The 16,577-nt window shown below is 65.3% G+C and carries 14 protein-coding genes; 7 read left to right on the top strand and 7 right to left on the bottom strand.

The features are described from left to right. Nucleotides 1-17: 17 nt before the first annotated feature. Both ACFZCE_RS22315 and cspD read right to left on the bottom strand, forming a co-directional pair. Entirely contained in the window at nt 18-2,243 is a 2,226-nt protein-coding gene (locus ACFZCE_RS22315; protein ID WP_390942705.1) for an NADP-dependent isocitrate dehydrogenase, read from the bottom strand. 417 nt (nt 2,244-2,660) lie between these two features. Continuing rightward, complete coding sequence (gene cspD, locus ACFZCE_RS22310; RefSeq protein WP_390942704.1) at nt 2,661-2,918, bottom strand: cold shock domain-containing protein CspD; 258 nt, start codon at nt 2,916-2,918, stop codon at nt 2,661-2,663. A 215-nt stretch (nt 2,919-3,133) separates the two neighbouring features. Here cspD and clpS point away from each other — a divergent pair, with 215 nt between their 5' ends. Together clpS and clpA are read left to right on the top strand one after the other, a co-directional pair. Then, nucleotides 3,134-3,496: an ATP-dependent Clp protease adapter ClpS gene (clpS, locus tag ACFZCE_RS22305; protein WP_390942703.1), complete on the top strand. Its 363-nt coding sequence runs from the start codon at nt 3,134-3,136 to the stop codon at nt 3,494-3,496. 30 nt (nt 3,497-3,526) lie between these two features. Next, nucleotides 3,527-5,797: an ATP-dependent Clp protease ATP-binding subunit ClpA gene (clpA, locus tag ACFZCE_RS22300; protein ID WP_390942702.1), complete on the top strand. Its 2,271-nt coding sequence runs from the start codon at nt 3,527-3,529 to the stop codon at nt 5,795-5,797. A 65-nt stretch (nt 5,798-5,862) separates the two neighbouring features. On the opposite strand, the gene infA is transcribed toward clpA, so the two are convergent. From infA to aat, 3 genes are all read right to left on the bottom strand, one after another. Next, on the bottom strand, nt 5,863-6,081 hold the full coding sequence (gene infA, locus ACFZCE_RS22295; protein ID WP_002553999.1) for a translation initiation factor IF-1: 219 nt from the start codon (nt 6,079-6,081) through the stop codon (nt 5,863-5,865). A gap of 100 nt (nt 6,082-6,181) precedes the next feature. Continuing rightward, nucleotides 6,182-6,889 (bottom strand): arginyltransferase, encoded by a 708-nt coding sequence (locus ACFZCE_RS22290; protein WP_390942701.1) that lies wholly within the window; start codon nt 6,887-6,889, stop codon nt 6,182-6,184. Between the two features lie 58 nt (nt 6,890-6,947). After that, nucleotides 6,948-7,631, bottom strand: coding sequence for a leucyl/phenylalanyl-tRNA--protein transferase (gene aat, locus ACFZCE_RS22285; protein WP_390942700.1), 684 nt, complete (start codon nt 7,629-7,631; stop codon nt 6,948-6,950). Nucleotides 7,632-7,978: 347 nt separating this feature from the next. Between aat and ACFZCE_RS22280 the strand changes: the two genes are divergently transcribed. From ACFZCE_RS22280 to cysG, 5 genes are read left to right on the top strand one after another with little or no spacing between them, the layout of a single operon-like run. Further along, nucleotides 7,979-10,570, top strand: coding sequence for a DNA translocase FtsK 4TM domain-containing protein (locus tag ACFZCE_RS22280; protein ID WP_390942699.1), 2,592 nt, complete (start codon nt 7,979-7,981; stop codon nt 10,568-10,570). Between the two features lie 55 nt (nt 10,571-10,625). Further along, nucleotides 10,626-11,249 (top strand): outer membrane lipoprotein chaperone LolA, encoded by a 624-nt coding sequence (gene lolA / locus ACFZCE_RS22275; protein WP_390942698.1) that lies wholly within the window; start codon nt 10,626-10,628, stop codon nt 11,247-11,249. Nucleotides 11,250-11,255: 6 nt separating this feature from the next. Continuing rightward, nucleotides 11,256-12,587: an AAA family ATPase gene (locus ACFZCE_RS22270; RefSeq protein WP_390942697.1), complete on the top strand. Its 1,332-nt coding sequence runs from the start codon at nt 11,256-11,258 to the stop codon at nt 12,585-12,587. Between the two features lie 36 nt (nt 12,588-12,623). Continuing rightward, complete coding sequence (gene serS, locus ACFZCE_RS22265) at nt 12,624-13,904, top strand: serine--tRNA ligase (RefSeq protein ID WP_390942696.1); 1,281 nt, start codon at nt 12,624-12,626, stop codon at nt 13,902-13,904. After that, nucleotides 13,905-15,299 carry a siroheme synthase CysG gene (gene cysG / locus ACFZCE_RS22260; protein ID WP_390942695.1) on the top strand — a complete coding sequence of 465 codons (1,395 nt, stop codon included), beginning with the start codon at nt 13,905-13,907 and terminating at the stop codon, nt 15,297-15,299. Between the two features lie 12 nt (nt 15,300-15,311). Here the strand turns inward: cysG and ACFZCE_RS22255 are convergent, their stop codons facing one another. Continuing rightward, nucleotides 15,312-16,058, bottom strand: coding sequence for an anti-sigma factor family protein (locus ACFZCE_RS22255; protein WP_390942694.1), 747 nt, complete (start codon nt 16,056-16,058; stop codon nt 15,312-15,314). Further along, nucleotides 16,055-16,567, bottom strand: a complete 513-nt coding sequence (locus ACFZCE_RS22250; RefSeq protein WP_390942693.1) for a sigma-70 family RNA polymerase sigma factor — start codon at nt 16,565-16,567, stop codon at nt 16,055-16,057. The genes ACFZCE_RS22255 and ACFZCE_RS22250 overlap by 4 nt, the downstream gene beginning before the upstream one ends. Nucleotides 16,568-16,577: the final 10 nt, after the last annotated feature.

Raw genomic sequence — 16,577 nt, 5'->3', positions numbered from 1 at the left:
TTTTCAGCACTAACGGCTTACTTCAGCGAAGCGATTGCGGCGTTGAGGGTCGCGCTTGGGCGCATGACCTTCTTGGCGGCTTCCGGGTCGGCGAAGTAGTAACCGTTGATTTCAACCGGCTTGCCCTGAACGGCGCCCAGTTCGTCAACGATCTTCGCTTCGTTGTCGGCCAGGGTTTTCGCCAGGGGCGCAAACAGCGCGGCGATCTCGGCGTCAGCGGTTTGCGCGGCCAGGGCCTGGGCCCAGTAGGTGGCCAGGTAGAAGTGGCTGCCGCGGTTGTCGATACCACCGACTTTGCGCGACGGCGACTTGTTGTTGTCGAGGAACTGGCCGGTGGCTTTGTCCAGCGCGTCGGCCAATACCTTGGCTTTCGGGTTGGCGTACTGCTCGCCCAGGTGCTCCAGCGAGGCGGCCAGGGCGAGGAACTCACCCAGCGAATCCCAGCGCAGGAAGTTTTCTTCGACCAACTGTTGCACGTGCTTCGGCGCCGAACCGCCGGCGCCGGTTTCGAACAGGCCGCCGCCGTTCATCAGCGGCACGATCGACAGCATCTTGGCGCTGGTGCCCAGTTCCATGATCGGGAACAGGTCGGTCAGGTAGTCGCGCAGCACGTTACCGGTGACCGAGATGGTGTCCTTGCCGGCGCGGATGCGCTCCAGCGACACGGCCATGGCCTCGACCGGTGGCAGGATGCGGATGTCCAGGGCGCTGGTGTCGTGGTCCTTGAGGTATTTTTCAACCTTGGCGATCACCTGGGCGTCGTGGGCGCGGGCCGGGTCGAGCCAGAACACCGCCGGGGTGTTCGACAGGCGCGAGCGGTTGACCGCCAGCTTGACCCAGTCCTGGATCGGCGCGTCTTTGGTCTGGCACATGCGGAAGATGTCGCCAGCCTCGACCTTCTGTTCCATCAGCACCTTGCCAGTGCTGTCGCTTACGCGGACCACGCCGTCGGCGGCGATCTGGAAGGTCTTGTCGTGGGAGCCGTATTCTTCGGCTTTTTGCGCCATCAGGCCGACGTTCGGCACGCTGCCCATGGTGGTCGGGTCGAAGGCGCCGTGCTGCTTGCAGTCTTCGATCACGGCCTGGTAGATGGTCGCGTAGCAGCGGTCGGGGATGATCGCCTTGGCGTCTTGCAGTTCGCCAGCGGCGTTCCACATGCGGCCCGAGTCGCGGATCATCGCCGGCATCGAGGCGTCGACGATGACGTCGCTCGGCACGTGCAGGTTGGTGATGCCCTTGTCGGAGTTGACCATCGCCAGTGCCGGGCGGGTGGCGTACACGGCCTTGATGTCGGCCTCGATGGCGTCACGTTGGTCAGCCGGCAGCTTCTGGATGCTGGCGTACAGGTCGCCAATGCCGTTGTTGGCGTTGAAACCGGCCTGCTTGAGGGCGGCGGCGTGCTTGGTCAGCGCCTCGGCGTAGAACTCCTCGACGATCTGGCCGAACATGATCGGGTCGGAGACCTTCATCATGGTGGCTTTCAGGTGCACCGAGAACAGCACGCCCTTGGCCTTGGCGTCTTCGATCTGCGCGGCGATGAACGCGCGCAGGGCGTTCTTGCTCAGCACCGCCGAGTCGATGATCTCACCGGCCAGGACCTTGGTTTTTTCTTTCAGTACGGTGCTGCCGCCGTCTTTGCCGACCAGCTCGATCTTCACGCTGCCGTCGGTTTCGATCAGCGCGGCCTGCTCGCTGCCGTAGAAGTCGCCGTTGCTCATGTGCGACACGTGCGACTTCGAATCAGCGGCCCAGGCGCCCATCTTGTGCGGGTGCTTGCGCGCGTAGTTCTTGACCGACAGCGGCGCGCGGCGGTCGGAGTTGCCTTCGCGCAACACCGGGTTGACCGCGCTGCCCTTGACCTTGTCGTAGCGGGCGCGGGCGTCGTGCTCGGCGTCGGTGGCTGGTGCGTCGGGGTAGTCCGGAACGTTGTAGCCCTGGGCTTGCAGTTCCTTGATCGCCGCCTTCAGCTGTGGGACCGAGGCGCTGATGTTCGGCAGCTTGATGATGTTCGCTTCAGGCGTGGTGGCCAGCCGGCCCAGCTCGGCCAGGTGGTCGGCGACCTGCTTGTCGCCCAACTGCTCGGGGAAGCTCGCCAGGATGCGCCCTGCCAGGGAGATGTCACGGGTTTCGACGTCGATGCCCGCGCACGCGGTGAAGGCTTCGATGATCGGCAGGAGAGAATAGGTGGCCAGGGCCGGCGCTTCGTCGGTGAAGGTGTAGATGATTTTCGAACGGGTGGGCATATCGGGTTAACTCTCTGTTTTGCTGAGCATGCTAAGCGGCTCGAGTGCGCAGGGTAGGCGCTTGCGGCCAGCACCGGGCGCAAGGCCCTGGCGCGGCCGGAAGTCGAGACGGCTCCGCGGTGATGGTGAGTGCATCAGTCGAGCGTCAAGCGATCACGCCGTGGTGACGGCGAAACCTTCTGAAACAAATGACTTGCCGGAAACGGGCGATACCGGCGAAACGGTACTGCGACATTATGACCCGGCGGTCACCCGGCGGAGTATATCAAACCTTGCGCTGGGCGCATCAAGACCAAAGGTGCAGAGCGTTCGCAGAGGGGAGGCAAGAGGGAAATGATTACAGTGGCCGGGACGCTGCCCCGCAGGTAACTGGAAAACCGGCACGCCGGTTTTCAGGATGAAACCGGTGTTCGGCGATCAGGCGTGGGCGGTGGTGCTGGCCGGCTGAACGCTGGAAACGGATTCGGTGGCGGCGTTGATGTTCACCGCGTGCAAGCCCTTGGGCCCCTGAATGATTTCGAACTTCACGGGTTGCCCGGCCTTCAGGGTCTTGTAGCCATCCATCTGGATGGCCGAGTAGTGCGCGAAGAGGTCTTCGGTCTTGCCTTCCTCGTTGATGAACCCGTAGCCCTTGGCATTGTTGAACCACTTGACTTTGCCGATTGCCATACCCATATCCCTCTGCAAGGACCCCTTCTGTGGGGTATCATCCACCTGGCCCGCGCGCCGAAAAATTTTATTTGACGGCGCGGACCTTTATTCCCCAATGTGGGTTCTACTGTTTGTAACACCGTTTTGCCGATAGTCAAGGTCATGCGGCGGCCGAGTATCACTCGCGACACAACTCCAAACCCTAACCTTTAATTCGCTGAACGATGAACCGTCTTCCCATGCATGCATCGAACCGAATTCGACTAACATCAAACCAGGATCGCCCGCTCCCCGACGAGGATGATGCCGCGGGTGTGGCCGTACAGGAATCCAAGCCGGCGCTGCAGGCGCCGCCCATGTACAAGGTTGTGCTGTTCAACGACGACTACACCCCCATGGACTTCGTCGTCGAGGTGCTGGAAACGTTCTTCAACCTCAATCGCGAGCTCGCGACCAAGGTCATGCTGACCGTCCACACCGAAGGGCGTGCCGTTTGCGGGTTGTATACCCGCGACATCGCCGAGACGAAAGCCACGCAGGTCAATCAATACGCCAGGGAAAGCCAGCATCCGCTACTCTGTGAAATCGAGAAGGACGGTTAAAAGCCGACCACTTGGGTATGAGGTGAAGCTATGTTAAACCGCGAGCTCGAAGTCACCCTCAACCTGGCCTTCAAGGAAGCGCGCTCGAAGCGTCATGAGTTCATGACCGTCGAGCACCTCCTGCTGGCCTTGTTGGACAACGAGGCGGCCGCGACCGTGCTACGGGCATGCGGCGCAAACCTCGACAAACTCAAACACGACCTGCAGGAGTTCATTGACTCCACCACGCCGTTGATCCCCGTTCACGACGAAGACCGCGAAACCCAGCCAACCCTGGGCTTCCAGCGGGTATTGCAGCGTGCGGTGTTCCATGTGCAGAGCTCGGGCAAGCGTGAGGTCACCGGCGCCAACGTGCTGGTCGCGATTTTCAGCGAACAGGAAAGCCAAGCGGTATTCCTGCTCAAGCAACAAAGCGTTGCACGCATCGATGTGGTCAATTACATCGCCCACGGCATCTCCAAGGTGCCCGGGGCCGGCGATCATTCCGAGGGTGAACAGGAAATGCAGGACGACGAGGGTGGTGAGGCTTCTTCCTCCGGCAATCCTCTGGATGCCTACGCGAGCAACCTGAACGAGCAAGCCCGCCAGGGCCGTATCGACCCGCTGGTAGGGCGCGAAAACGAAGTCGAACGGGTGGCGCAGATCCTCGCCCGCCGGCGCAAGAACAACCCGTTGCTGGTCGGCGAGGCCGGGGTAGGTAAAACCGCCATCGCCGAAGGCCTGGCCAAGCGCATCGTCGACAGCCAAGTGCCCGACCTGCTCGCCAACAGCGTGGTCTACTCGCTCGACCTCGGCGCGCTGCTGGCCGGTACCAAATACCGCGGCGATTTCGAAAAGCGCTTCAAGGCGCTGCTCGGTGAGCTGCGCAAGCGCCCGCAGGCCATTCTGTTCATCGACGAGATCCACACCATCATCGGTGCCGGCGCGGCGTCGGGCGGGGTGATGGACGCCTCCAACCTGCTCAAGCCGCTGCTCTCCAGCGGTGAAATCCGCTGCATCGGTTCCACCACGTTCCAGGAATTTCGCGGCATCTTCGAGAAGGACCGGGCTCTCGCGCGGCGCTTCCAGAAGGTTGACGTCACCGAGCCGTCGGTCGAAGACACCATCGGCATCCTGCGTGGGCTGAAGGGCCGCTTCGAGCAGCACCATGAGATCGAGTACAGCGACGAAGCCCTGCGCGCCGCCGCCGAACTCGCCTCGCGCTACATCAATGACCGGCACATGCCCGACAAAGCCATCGACGTGATCGACGAAGCCGGCGCCTACCAGCGCCTGCAGCCGCCAGAGCGCCGCGTGAAGCGCATCGAAGTGCCGCAGGTCGAAGACATCATCGCTAAGATCGCGCGCATTCCGCCAAAACACGTCACCACCTCCGACAAGGAGCTGCTGCGTAACCTGGAGCGCGACCTGAAGCTCACGGTGTTCGGCCAGGACGCCGCCATCGACTCGCTCGCCACGGCCATCAAGCTGTCGCGCGCCGGCCTGAAGGCGCCTGACAAGCCGGTGGGCTCGTTCCTCTTTGCCGGGCCCACCGGCGTGGGTAAAACCGAGGCCGCGCGGCAACTGGCCAAGGCCATGGGCATCGAGCTGGTGCGCTTCGATATGTCTGAGTACATGGAGCGCCACACCGTGTCACGGCTGATCGGCGCGCCACCCGGCTATGTCGGCTTCGACCAGGGTGGCTTGCTCACCGAGGCGATCACCAAGCAGCCGCACTGCGTGCTGTTGCTCGACGAAATCGAAAAGGCCCACCCGGAAGTCTTCAACCTGCTGCTGCAGGTGATGGACCACGGCACCCTGACCGACAACAACGGGCGCAAGGCGGACTTCCGCAACGTGATCCTGATCATGACCACCAACGCCGGCGCTGAAACCGCCGCGCGGGCCTCGATCGGCTTCACCCACCAGGACCACTCTTCCGACGCCATGGAAGTCATCAAGAAGAGCTTCACGCCCGAGTTCCGCAACCGCCTGGACACCATCATCCAGTTCGGCCGGCTCAGCACCGAAGTCATCAAGAGCGTGGTCGACAAGTTCCTCACCGAACTGCAGGCCCAGCTCGAAGACAAACGCGTGCTGCTCGACGTTACCGACGCGGCCCGTGGCTGGCTGGCGGAGAAGGGTTACGACGCGCAAATGGGCGCCCGCCCGATGGCGCGGCTGATCCAGGACAAGATCAAGCGGCCACTGGCCGAAGAGATCCTGTTCGGCGACCTGTCCGAGCATGGCGGCACCGTTCACGTCGACCTGCGCGACGGCGAGCTGGTGTTCGACTATGAGGTGGCGGCGGAACTGGCCTGATACCCGGGCCCGTTCCAGCCAACAAAAAAACCCGGCCTGTGCCGGGTTTTTTCATTTGAATGCTGTCAGCGGGCGCGGTAGGTGATGCGGCCTTTGCTGAGGTCGTACGGGGTCAGTTCGACCCGGACCTTGTCACCGGTCAGGATGCGGATGTAGTTCTTGCGCATCTTCCCGGAGATGTGCGCGGTTACGACGTGCCCGTTTTCCAACTCCACGCGAAACATGGTGTTGGGCAGGGTGTCGACGACAGTGCCTTCCATTTCGAAGCTGTCTTCTTTCGACATGCAGTAAAACCCTCGGTGTCCCAGTAAGTCGCCCGGCTCATTCACGCCGAGCAAAAAGTGGCGCGTATTGTGCCGAAAAACTGACCGCGCGCCAAGGACTTCAGTTCAATGTGACCCAGCGCTGGTTGATCAGCAGCTCGATGGGCCGGTACTGGGTCTTGTAGTTCATCTTCTTGCAGTTCTTGATCCAGTACCCCAGGTACACCGCCTCGAGCTCCTGGCGCAGGGCCTCGCCGACCTGCCAGAGGATGGCGAAGCGCCCCAGGCTGCGGCGCTCTTCGTCGGGCTCGTAGAAGGTGTATACCGCCGACAGGCCGTTGGGCAGGATGTCGGTCACCGCCAGCGCCATCAGCCGGCCGTCGAGGCGGAACTCGTAGAACCGGCAGAAGGGCAGGTCGCGCACCAGGAAGGTCGAGAACTGCTCGCGGCTGGGCGGGTACATGTCGCCGTCGGCGTGGCGCTGTTCGATGTAGCGGCGGTACAGCTCGAAGTATTCTTCGGTAAAGCGCGGGGTGCAGCAGGTCACGTCGAGGTCGGCGTTGCGCTTGAGGATGCGCCGTTGCGCGCGGGTGGGGATGAACGCCGCCGCGGGGATGCGCGCCGGCACGCAGGCATTGCAGCGCTGGCAGTGCGGGCGGTACAGATGATCGCCGCTGCGCCGGAACCCCATCTCGGAAAGGTCGGCGTAGACGCTCGCGTCCATCGGCTGGCTGGGGTCGAGAAACAGCGTGGTGGCCTGTTCCTCGGGCAAATAGCTGCACGAATGGGGTTGAGTGGCATAAAACTTCAAGCGCGCCAACTCAGTCATGATCAACCCTCGGTCGATGCGTTTTCAATTCAGTGTAAGCCAGGGCCACGCCACTCGCCTAGCTTTGCCAGCAGCCGGCCAGCGCCGGCTGGTCGACATGTTCGCGCAGGGCCGCGGCGAACTCTACCCGGCTGATCGGCCCCGCGCCCAGGCTGTGCAGGTGGTTGGTCGGCATCTGGCAATCGATCAGCACGAAGCCCGAACGTTCCAGGTGCTGGACCAGCGTGGCGAAGCCGACCTTCGAGGCGTTGTCGCGGCGGCTGAACATCGACTCGCCAAAAAACAGCCGGCCCATCGCCAGGCCATAGAGCCCGCCGACCAGCTCGCTGCCTTCCCACACCTCCACCGAGTGGGCGTAGCCGGCCTCGTGCAGGGCGAGGTAGGCCTGTTGCATCTTGCCGGTGATCCAGGTGCCGTTGGCGTAGCTGCGCGGCGCCGCGCAGGCCTTGACCACGGCGGCGAACTGCTGGTCGAAGGTGACCTCGAACGCGCCCCGGCGCAACACCTTGGCCAGGCTGCGCGACACGTGCAGTTGCTCGGGGCGCAACACGGTGCGTGGGTCTGGGGACCACCAGAGGATCGGCTGGCCCTCTTCGAACCAAGGGAAAATACCCTGGCGATAGGCCTGCACCAGGCGTTCGAGGGAGAGGTCACCGCCAGCGGCCAGCAACCCGTTCGGCTCGCGCAGGGCGCGCTCGATCGGCGGGAAGTGCAGGTCGTTGCGGTTGAGCCAGGTGAGCATGTGGCGGTCCGGTAAAGCGCTGGGGGAGGGCGCAGTATTGCGGCTGTGGCGCCCGCCGTCGAGCCCTTGGCGCGTGGCTTTTGCCGCGCCGGGCGGAACCGCGGCGGGCTGGCGGTGGTCAACGGTCGGCCGGCTCAGGGCTTTTTGCAATTTGTAGCTATAACCCTTTGTCAGCAAAGGCAATGCATGGTCAAATCTGTGCCGTAACCTTTCCCTGGGTTGGTGGCCTTTGGCCAGTGCTGCCAGGTGCCCTGGCCACCGTGTGCAGGCCGCTCCCAAAGCCGTACAATACGGCGCGGCAGGTTTTCATCCTTCAAGCGCGCCCGGCGCGCAGGAAAGTACGTGTTTTGAAGAAGTCGACCGCTACACCCAATGCGCTGCCGGCCTGGCGCCTGCAGTTGCACTACCGCCTGAAGGAAGGCGCGTTGATCGCCATGGGCGCCCTGTGCCTGTACCTGTGGATGGCCCTGCTCACCTACGACCAGGCCGACCCGGGCTTCAGCCACCCGAGCAACGCGCTGCAGGTGCAGAACGCCGCCGGCCGCGCCGGGGCCTACGCCGCCGACATCCTGTTCATGGTGCTGGGCTACTTCGCCTACATTTTCCCGCTGCTGCTGGCGATCAAAACCTGGCAGATCTTCCGCGAGCGCCACCAGCCTTGGCAGTGGAGCGGCTGGTTGTTCTCCTGGCGGCTGATCGGCCTGGTATTTCTGGTGCTGTCGGGCGCGGCGCTGGTGCACATTCATTTCCATACCGCCAGCGGCCTGCCGGCCTCGGCCGGTGGCGCCCTGGGCGAAAGCCTCGGCGACCTGGCCCGCGCCGCGCTGAACGTGCAGGGCAGCACCTTGCTGTTCATCGCGCTGTTCCTGTTCGGCCTCACGGTGTTCACCGACCTGTCCTGGTTCAAGGTGATGGACATCACCGGCAAGATCACCCTCGACCTGCTCGAGCTGTTCACCGGCTTCTTCGGCCGCTGGTGGGCCGCGCGCGGCGAGCGCCGCCAGTTGGTCGCCCAGTTGCGAATGGCCGAAGCGCCCTCGGCGCCGGAGCGCAAGCCGGCCAAGCGAGTGGCCCGCCTGCTCGAAGCGCCCGAGCCTGACTTCGACCTGCCGAGCTTCTCCGCCGCCGAACCGGCGCCAGTGGCCGCGCCCGTGGTGGCCCCGGCCGCTAAAGTGGTGGCGCCGGTGGTCACGCCACGTTTCGAGCCGCGCCAGGAGCCGCGCATCGAGCCGATCCTGCCGCCGTGGGAAGACGAAGACGAACCCGCGCCACTGGCCACCTCGGCGCCGGTAGCGCCGCGCGCCGCCGCCCCGGCCCCAGCCGCCGCGCCGCGCCCGCACACCCCGCCGATCGTGCCGTTGTCCGAAAGCCGCCCGGCCGAGCCAAGCAAGCGCGCCCAGCAGGAAAAACAGGTCACGCTGTTCGACGCCTCGCTCGAAGGCACCCTGCCGCCGCTGTCGCTGCTCGACGCCGCGGAAAAGAAGCAAGTGCAGTATTCCCCCGAATCGCTGGCCAGCATCGGCCAGTTGCTCGAGATCAAGCTCAAGGAATTCGGCGTCGAGGTCACGGTGGACTCCATCCACCCGGGCCCGGTGATCACCCGTTACGAAATCCAGCCGGCCGCCGGCGTGAAGGTCAGCCGCATCGCCAACCTCGCCAAGGACCTCGCCCGTTCGCTGGCGGTGATGAGCGTGCGGGTGGTCGAGGTGATCCCCGGCAAAACCACCGTGGGTATCGAGATCCCCAACGAAGACCGGCAGATCGTGCGGTTCTCCGAGGTGTTGCTGTCGACCCAGTACGACGAGGCCAAATCGCCGGTCACCCTGGCCCTGGGCCACGACATCGGCGGCAAGCCGATGATCACCGACCTGGCGCGCATGCCCCACCTGCTGGTGGCGGGTACCACCGGTTCGGGTAAGTCGGTGGGGGTCAACGCGATGATCCTGTCGATCCTGTTCAAGTCGTCCCCGCAGGATGCGCGGATGATCATGATCGACCCGAAAATGCTCGAGCTGTCCATCTACGAGGGCATCCCGCACCTGCTCTGCCCGGTGGTCACCGACATGAAAGACGCTGCCAACGCCCTGCGCTGGAGCGTGGCCGAGATGGAACGGCGCTACAAGCTGATGGCGGCCATGGGCGTGCGTAACCTGGCCGGCTTCAACCGCAAGGTGAAAGACGCCGAAGAGGCCGGCGCGCCGCTGAGCGACCCGCTGTACCGCCGTGAAAGCATGGAAGACGAAGCGCCGCTGCTGAACACCCTGCCGACCATCGTAGTGGTGGTCGACGAATTCGCCGACATGATGATGATCGTCGGTAAAAAGGTCGAAGAGCTGATCGCGCGGATCGCCCAGAAGGCGCGGGCGGCGGGTATCCACCTGATCCTCGCCACCCAGCGGCCGTCGGTTGACGTGATCACCGGCCTGATCAAGGCCAACATTCCCACCCGCATGGCGTTCCAGGTGTCGAGCAAGATCGACTCGCGGACCATCATCGACCAGGGCGGCGCCGAGCAACTGCTGGGCCACGGTGACATGCTCTACATGCCACCGGGCACCAGCCTGCCGATCCGCGTGCACGGCGCGTTCGTTTCCGACGACGAAGTGCACCGGGTGGTCGAGGCCTGGAAGCAGCGCGGCGCGCCGGACTACAACGACGACATCCTCAATGGCGTCGAAGAGGCCGGCAGCGGCTTCGACGGCGGCGGTGGCGGCGGTGGCGATGGCGACGACAGCGAAAGCGACCCGCTCTACGACGAAGCCGTGGCCTTTGTGCTCGAAAGCCGCCGGGCGTCGATCTCGTCGGTGCAGCGCAAGCTGAAGATCGGCTACAACCGCGCCGCGCGGATGATCGAGGCGATGGAGATGGCCGGCGTGGTCACCCCGATGAACAGCAACGGCTCGCGCGACGTGGTCGCCCCGGGCCCGATGCGCGACTGACTTTCCGGCCCCGCTGGCCGGCGGGGCCTTTTTTGCCTTGACCTAGAGGATTACCATGCGCCTGATTCGCCTGTTGTTGGTCGCTGCCATCGGCCTGGGCGCTACTGCCGCCCAGGCCGATGAGGCGGCGGTGAAGTCTCTGACCCAACTGCTCGAGCAATCCCAGACCCTCACCGGTCGCTTCTCCCAGCTCACCCTCGATGCCGGCGGCACCCAGTTGCAGGAAACCAGCGGCGAGCTGTCGTTGCAGCGCCCGGGGCTGTTCTACTGGCACACCGACGCGCCCCAGGAGCAATTGATGGTTTCCGACGGCCAGAAGGTCTCGCTGTGGGACCCTGACCTGGAACAAGTGACCATCAAGAAGCTCGACCAGCGCCTGACCCAGACCCCAGCGCTGCTGTTGTCCGGCGACACCTCGAAGATCAGCCAGAGCTTCGACATCACCGCCAAGCAAAGCGGTGACGTGATCGACTTCACCCTGAAGCCGAAAACCAAAGACACCCTGTTCGACTCGCTGCGCCTGTCGTTCCGCCGTGGCACCCTGAACGACATGCAACTGATCGACAGCGTGGGCCAGCGCACCAACCTGCTGTTCACCGGCATCAAGGCCAACGAGGCGATCCCGGCGAGCAAGTTCAAGTTCGACATCCCCAAGGGTGCCGACGTGATCCAGGAATAACCCCCCTTGGCCCGCGACCTGTTCGGCTCCGCGCCGGTGGCCCAGCCACTGGCGGCGCGGCTGCGCGCCAGCAACCTCGACGAGTACGTCGGCCAGGAGCACCTGCTGGCCCGCGGCAAGCCGTTGCGCGAGGCGCTGGAGCAGGGCGCGCTGCACTCGATGATCTTCTGGGGCCCGCCTGGGGTCGGCAAAACCACCCTGGCGCAGTTGCTGGCGAAAGTCTCCGATGCGCACTTCGAAACGGTGTCGGCGGTGCTGGCGGGGGTCAAGGAAATCCGCCAGGCCGTCGAAATCGCCCGCCAGCAGGCTGCCCAGTATGGCCGGCGGACGATTCTGTTCGTCGACGAAGTGCACCGCTTCAACAAGTCCCAGCAAGATGCCTTCTTGCCCTATGTGGAAGACGGCACGCTGATCTTCATCGGCGCCACCACTGAAAACCCCTCCTTTGAGCTGAACAACGCGCTGTTGTCGCGGGCCCGGGTGTACGTGCTGAAAAGCCTCGACGAGGCAGCCATGCGCCGTTTGGTCGAGCGCGCCCTGAACGAGGAGCGCGGCCTTGGCCCACGGCAGTTGCGCCTGGGCGACGATGCCTTCGCGATCCTGGTGGCCGCCGCCGATGGCGATGGCCGGCGCCTGCTCAACCTGCTGGAGAACGCCGCCGACCTCGCCGAAGACGGCGAAGAGATCAGCGCCAGCGACCTGCAAAGCCTGCTCGGCGATACCCGCCGGCGCTTCGACAAGGGCGGCGAAGCGTTTTACGACCAGATTTCCGCGCTGCACAAGTCCGTGCGCGGCTCCAACCCCGACGGCGCGCTGTACTGGTACGCGCGCATGCTCGACGGCGGCTGCGACCCGCTGTACATCGCCCGGCGGGTGGTGCGCATGGCCAGCGAAGACATCGGCAACGCCGACCCACGGGCGCTGAGCCTGTGCCTGTCGGCCTGGGACGTGCAAGAGCGCCTGGGCAGCCCCGAAGGCGAGCTGGCGGTGGCCCAGGCGATCGTGTACATCGCCTGCGCGCCGAAAAGCAACGCGGTGTACAGCGCTTTCAAGGCGGCCATGCGCGATGCCGCCGAGCAGGGCTCGCAAGAGGTGCCGTTGCACCTGCGCAACGCGCCGACCAAATTGATGAAGCAACTGGGCTACGGCGAAGAATATCGGTACGCTCACGATGAGCCGGACGCCTATGCCGCCGGCGAAGATTATTTTCCGGAAAACCTCGAGCCGCGGCAGTACTATCAGCCCGTGCCGAGGGGCCTGGAACTGAAAATACGGGAAAAGCTCAGCCACCTGGCCGCCCTGGACCGCGCCAGCCCGCGGCAGCGGCGCAAGCCCTGAGCCCAGCCCCGTTTATTGAACACACGAGAGACCGACATGCTCGATTCGAAACTGTTACGTGGCCAATTGCAGGACGTGGCCGACCGCCTGGCGACCCGGGGCTATGCCCTGGACGTCGCCCGCCTCGAAGCCCTGGAAGCGCAGCGCAAAACCGTGCAAACCCGCACCGAGCAGCTGCAGGCCGAACGTAACGCCCGCTCCAAGACCATCGGCCAGGCCAAAAGCCGCGGCGAAGACATCGCCCCGCTGATGGCCGAGGTCGAGCACATGGGCCAGGAGCTGACTAACGCCAAGGCCGAGCTGGAGCAGATCCAGGGCGAGCTCGACGCGATCATGCTCGGCATTCCCAACCTGCCCCACGAGTCGGTGCCGGTGGGCGCCGATGAAGACGGCAACGTCGAAGTGCGCCGCTGGGGCACCCCGCCGGCGTTCGACTTCCCGATCCAGGACCACGTCGCCCTGGGCGAGAAAACCGGCAAGCTGGATTTCGAAACCGCCGCCAAGCTCTCTGGCGCCCGCTTTGCCGTGCTGCGCGGGCCGATCGCCCGGCTGCACCGCGCCCTGGCGCAGTTCATGATCGACCTGCACACCCGCGAGCATGGCTTCGAGGAGTGCTACACCCCGTACCTGGTGCAGGCGCCCACCCTGCAGGGCACTGGCCAGTTGCCGAAGTTCGAGGAAGACCTGTTCAAGATCACCCGCGATGGCGAGGCTGATCTGTACCTGATCCCCACCTCGGAAGTCACCCTGACCAACCTGGCGGCCGATCGCATCCTCGATGCCCGCGAGCTGCCGCTGAAGTTCTGCGCGCACACCCCATGCTTTCGCAGTGAGGCCGGCGCGTCGGGCCGCGACACCCGCGGGATGATCCGCCAGCACCAGTTCGACAAGGTCGAGATGGTGCTGGTGGTCGAGCCGGCCAAGTCCATGGAAGCCCTGGAGCAACTGACCGGCTACGCCGAGCGCGTGCTGCAGGCCCTGGAACTGCCGTACCGGGTGCTGGCGCTGTGCACCGGCGACATGGGCTTCAGCGCGGTGAAAACCTACGACCTCGAAGTGTGGGTGCCCAGCCAGGACAAATACCGCGAAATCTCCAGCTGCTCGAACACCGGCGACTTCCAGGCGCGGCGCATGCAGGCGCGCTGGCGCAACCCGGAAACCGGCAAGCCGGAGCTGCTGCACACCCTCAACGGCTCCGGCCTGGCGGTGGGCCGCACGCTGGTGGCGGTGCTCGAGAACTACCAGCAGGCCGACGGCAGCATCCGCGTGCCAGCCGTGCTCAAGCCCTACATGGGCGGCGTCGAGGTTATCGGCTGAATGAAGTACCTGCCGCTGTTTCATACCCTCAACGGGCGCCAGGTGCTGGTGGTCGGTGGGGGTGAGATCGCGCTGCGCAAATCGCGCCTGCTGGTCGATGCCGGGGCCCGCCTGCGGGTGGTGGCACCGGCCATCGATGGCCAGCTCAGCGAATTGCTGGCCGCCCATGGCGGCCACGCCGAGGTGCGCGGCTACCACGACAGCGACCAGGACGGTTGCCAACTGGTGATCGCCGCCACCGACGACGCCGCGCTCAACGCCCAGGTCTCGGCCGAGGCGCACCGGCGTGGCGTGCCGGTGAACGTGGTCGACGCGCCGGCGCTGTGCTCGGTGATCTTCCCGGCCATTGTCGACCGCTCGCCGCTGGTGGTGGCGGTGTCCAGTGGCGGCGACGCGCCCGTGCTGGCGCGGCTGATCCGCGCGCGGCTCGAGGCGTGGATCCCCCCGCGTTACGGTGAGCTGGCCGGCTTGGCGGCGAAGTTTCGCGACAAGGTCAAACAGTTGTACCCCAATACCAACCAGCGCCGGGCCTTCTGGGAAGAAGTCTTCCAGGGCCCGGTGGCTGACCGCCAACTGGCGGGGCAGGGCAGCGAGGCCGAGCGCTTGCTGCAGGCCCGCGTGGATGGCGCGCCACCCCAGGCACCCGGTGAGGTGTACCTGGTCGGTGCCGGGCCGGGGGACCCAGACTTGCTCACCTTCCGCGCCTTGCGCCTGATGCAGCAAGCCGATGTAGTGCTCTACGACCGCCTGGTCGCCCCGGCCATCATCGACCTGTGCCGGCGCGACGCCGAGCGCATCTACGTGGGCAAGCGCCGCGCCGAGCACGCCGTGCCTCAAGAGCAGATCAACCAACTGCTGGTCAACCTCGCCCAGCAGGGCAAGCGGGTGGTCAGGCTGAAGGGTGGTGACCCGTTCATCTTCGGCCGTGGCGGCGAAGAGATCGAAGAGCTCGCCGCCCATGGCATCCCCTTCCAGGTGGTGCCGGGCATCACCGCCGCCAGTGGTTGCGCGGCTTACGCCGGCATCCCGCTGACCCATCGCGACTACGCGCAGTCGGTGCGTTTCATCACCGGGCATTTGAAAGACGGCTCCAGCGACCTGCCCTGGGCCGACCTGGTGGCCCCGGCGCAAACCCTGGTGTTCTACATGGGCCTGGTGGGCTTGCCGATCATCTGTGAAGGGTTGATCCGCCATGGCCGCGCGGCCAGTACCCCGGCGGCGTTGATCCAGCAGGGCACCACCGCGGCGCAGCGGGTGTTCACCGGCACCCTGGCAGACCTGCCCGCGCTGGTGGCACGCCATGAGGTGCACGCGCCCACGCTGGTGATCGTTGGCGAAGTGGTGACCCTGCGCGAGAAACTCGCCTGGTTCGAGGGTGCCGAAGCCGCCGGCTGAGCCGCGCGCCGCTTACAGCAGCGCGCGGCGCAGTTGCGCCATGGTGGGCCCGCTGGGGCCGACCACGGCGTAGTTGAACCCCGGCCCGGACCAATACTCCGCCTGCAGTTCGCCGTCCTGGCGGCTGCCGGGGGGCAGCATCTTGTGGTTGGGCCCAGGTGGGCGAATGTAAAAGCTCACCTTCTCGCCCTGGGCATTCTGGTACACCACCATCACCGCCGCGCCCTGGTCGGTGCTCAGCAACCGCGCGCCCAACGGCTCGAAGCCCGCCTGGGTCAGGTCAGGCAGGCGCTGGGCACTGCTGAACCAGCGGTCGAGCCAACTTTGCAGGGCGCCGCGGTCGGTTATTTTCAGGTCGGCCGGCATCATCCCCTGTTGGGCGAACAGCCGGTAGGCTTGCACTGCATCGCCCATCGGCTCGAAGCCCGCGCTGGCATGCCAGCCGCGCAATTGCCAGCCGCCGAGGGTGCCCATGGCCACCGCCAGCACCAGGCTGGCCGCGCGCGCCAGGTGGCGCTGGCGGCGTTGGCGCAAGCGCTGGCGCAGGGCGGTAGGGTCCAGTGCCGGGTTGGCCGGGCGGCTCAGCGTGCCGCTCATGGCCGCGCGCAGTTGCTGGGCGTCGGCCAGTTGCGCGCGCAGCCGGCGGCTGTGTTCGGGGTGCTGGGCCAGCCAGGCATCAAGGCGCTGGCGGTCGGCGGGCTCGAGGCGGTCGTCGAGCCAGGCGTTGAGGTCATGGTCGTTGGGTGGCAGGTTGATCATTTCAATATCCGTAAACGCGGCGCGGTGATTTCGCCTTCACACAGGTCGCGCAACGCCTGGCGCGCGCGAGACAAGCGGGACATCACCGTTCCCATCGGTACATCGAGCATCTGCGCCACTTCCTTGTAGCTCATGCCCTCTACTGTAACCGCCAGCAACAAGGCGCGTTGTTCGCCGCTCAGGCGCTCAAAGGCGCCCAGGCTGTGCTGGGCCAGCACGCTGCGCTCGGTAGAGGGCTGTTGGTCATCGTCGCCGCCCCGGCCGAACAGTTCGAGCATGCGCGCATAACGGCGGGCGCTGCGGTGCTGGTCCACGAAGCGGCGGTAGAGGATGGAAAACAACCAGGCGCGCAGGTCGCCTTCCGAGCGTTTGCTCGCCAGGTGAGTGATGGCGCGCTCCAGCGTGGCCTGGACCAGGTCATCGGCGCTGCTCGGGTCGCGGGTCAGCGAGAGGGCAAAGCGCCGAAGGCGCGGCAGCAGTTCTCGCAATTGGTCGTCAAAGTCGTTCATGGGCACCCCT

Origin of the sequence: Pseudomonas sp. NPDC007930 (assembly GCF_042958985.1) — a bacterium.
In the GTDB taxonomy this organism is placed as follows: Bacteria; Pseudomonadota; Gammaproteobacteria; order Pseudomonadales; family Pseudomonadaceae; genus Aquipseudomonas.
The sequence above is the reverse complement of the archived record's forward strand: the minus strand, read 5'-3'. Positions and strand labels throughout refer to the sequence as shown.

Bases quoted from the DNA above. Each gene is read 5' to 3' on its own strand.
- ACFZCE_RS22250 (WP_390942693.1), bottom strand. From the start codon at position 16,567: ATGAACGACTTTGACGACCAATTGCGAGAACTGCTGCCGCGCCTTCGG.
- cysG (WP_390942695.1), top strand. From the start codon at position 13,905: ATGAAGTACCTGCCGCTGTTTCATACCCTCAACGGGCGCCAGGTGCTG.
- infA (WP_002553999.1), bottom strand. From the start codon at position 6,081: ATGTCGAAAGAAGACAGCTTCGAAATGGAAGGCACTGTCGTCGACACC.
- ACFZCE_RS22255 (WP_390942694.1), bottom strand. From the start codon at position 16,058: ATGATCAACCTGCCACCCAACGACCATGACCTCAACGCCTGGCTCGAC.
- ACFZCE_RS22290 (WP_390942701.1), bottom strand. From the start codon at position 6,889: ATGACTGAGTTGGCGCGCTTGAAGTTTTATGCCACTCAACCCCATTCG.
- cspD (WP_390942704.1), bottom strand. From the start codon at position 2,918: ATGGGTATGGCAATCGGCAAAGTCAAGTGGTTCAACAATGCCAAGGGC.
- ACFZCE_RS22315 (WP_390942705.1), bottom strand. From the start codon at position 2,243: ATGCCCACCCGTTCGAAAATCATCTACACCTTCACCGACGAAGCGCCG.
- aat (WP_390942700.1), bottom strand. From the start codon at position 7,631: ATGCTCACCTGGCTCAACCGCAACGACCTGCACTTCCCGCCGATCGAG.
- serS (WP_390942696.1), top strand. From the start codon at position 12,624: ATGCTCGATTCGAAACTGTTACGTGGCCAATTGCAGGACGTGGCCGAC.
- clpA (WP_390942702.1), top strand. From the start codon at position 3,527: ATGTTAAACCGCGAGCTCGAAGTCACCCTCAACCTGGCCTTCAAGGAA.
- clpS (WP_390942703.1), top strand. From the start codon at position 3,134: ATGCATGCATCGAACCGAATTCGACTAACATCAAACCAGGATCGCCCG.
- lolA (WP_390942698.1), top strand. From the start codon at position 10,626: ATGCGCCTGATTCGCCTGTTGTTGGTCGCTGCCATCGGCCTGGGCGCT.